Origin of the sequence: Teredinibacter waterburyi (genome assembly GCF_001922985.1) — a bacterium.
GTDB lineage: Bacteria > Pseudomonadota > Gammaproteobacteria > Pseudomonadales > Cellvibrionaceae > Teredinibacter > Teredinibacter waterburyi.
This window is the reverse complement of record NZ_MRUH01000132.1, coordinates 1-993: the sequence shown is the minus strand read 5'-3', so window position 1 is coordinate 993 and position 993 is coordinate 1. Positions and strand designations below refer to the sequence as shown.

Here is a 993-nt window from a genome sequence, read left to right as displayed (position 1 = left end):
ACAGAAAACAACACCAATGAATTACAAGCCCTACTCTACCAACCGTTAAGACGCATAACGCCGAGTTAACCGGACCGACCTGTTTGCGGTTTTTGTGATACCCTGCGCGCAGCGTAGGCACAAAAATTGCGAACGGGGAGGTTCCAGCCAGCGGGGTTTATGCTGGCGAGGTTGAACGTTTTGTTGGGTAAACAACCCGCTAAAAATGTACACGAATCAAAACTTACCAATAGGTATACTAAACCCAGCTGATGCCCCTAAGACACCCTCTAAACTTAAGAAAATATTTGCACTAAACCCAATACCGACATATTTCCCTACAACTGCTGTTGCATTAATGGGTAAACCAATTGTAGAAATAGAATCGACCTTACAACGGTGTAGCGTACCTAAAAAGGCCGGTTGACTAGAGCAGTTACGCGCCTTCTCCCCGTGAGCTATGCCCACCCCAAGGCCAAAATCTGTGTACCCCCACCCAAAACTGTTATTCCACACTTTCAATAAATTCACCGTCTGCAATCTGGGGTTAATACTTTCGCCAGTAACCCTATCAATGAAACTAGAGAAAAGAGCACCATCTCTATATTTAATAGCACCCAAAGCTAATGTTGATTTATGGCATGTCTTTTTAATCCATACACCAGAACCATTCAGAGCTAAGTCAGGCTGAATTAATATTCTTTTACACTCACCATAAGCTTCCCAAGAACTAAGCGAAAAAATCATAAAACACACCAGAAGACTTCTTGTTTTCATAAATTACTCCCTATAATAAATACAAGATAAAAGAAAATTTGTTTTTCCGTGGACTTATACATACCCAACGCCGCGTTAACCTGCGGAAATTTTGGGGTGACTTTTGGGTTAAAGTGGCGCAGCCACCCAAAAGGCGCACCGAAATTTACGTCTGGTTGAACGCTTTGTTATGCTGCCCGAATTCATATACTAACCGCGACACTTTTTAAAAATAGGAAGGCGAGCTGTAAAATAGCC

The 993-nt window shown here is 42.5% G+C and carries 1 protein-coding gene; it reads right to left on the bottom strand.

Annotated elements, in window-relative coordinates:
• Nucleotides 1-216: 216 nt before the first annotated feature.
• Complete coding sequence (locus IDZ20_RS10850; RefSeq protein ID WP_188151458.1) at nt 217-756, bottom strand: hypothetical protein; 540 nt, start codon at nt 754-756, stop codon at nt 217-219.
• Between the last annotated feature and the right edge of the window lie 237 nt (nt 757-993).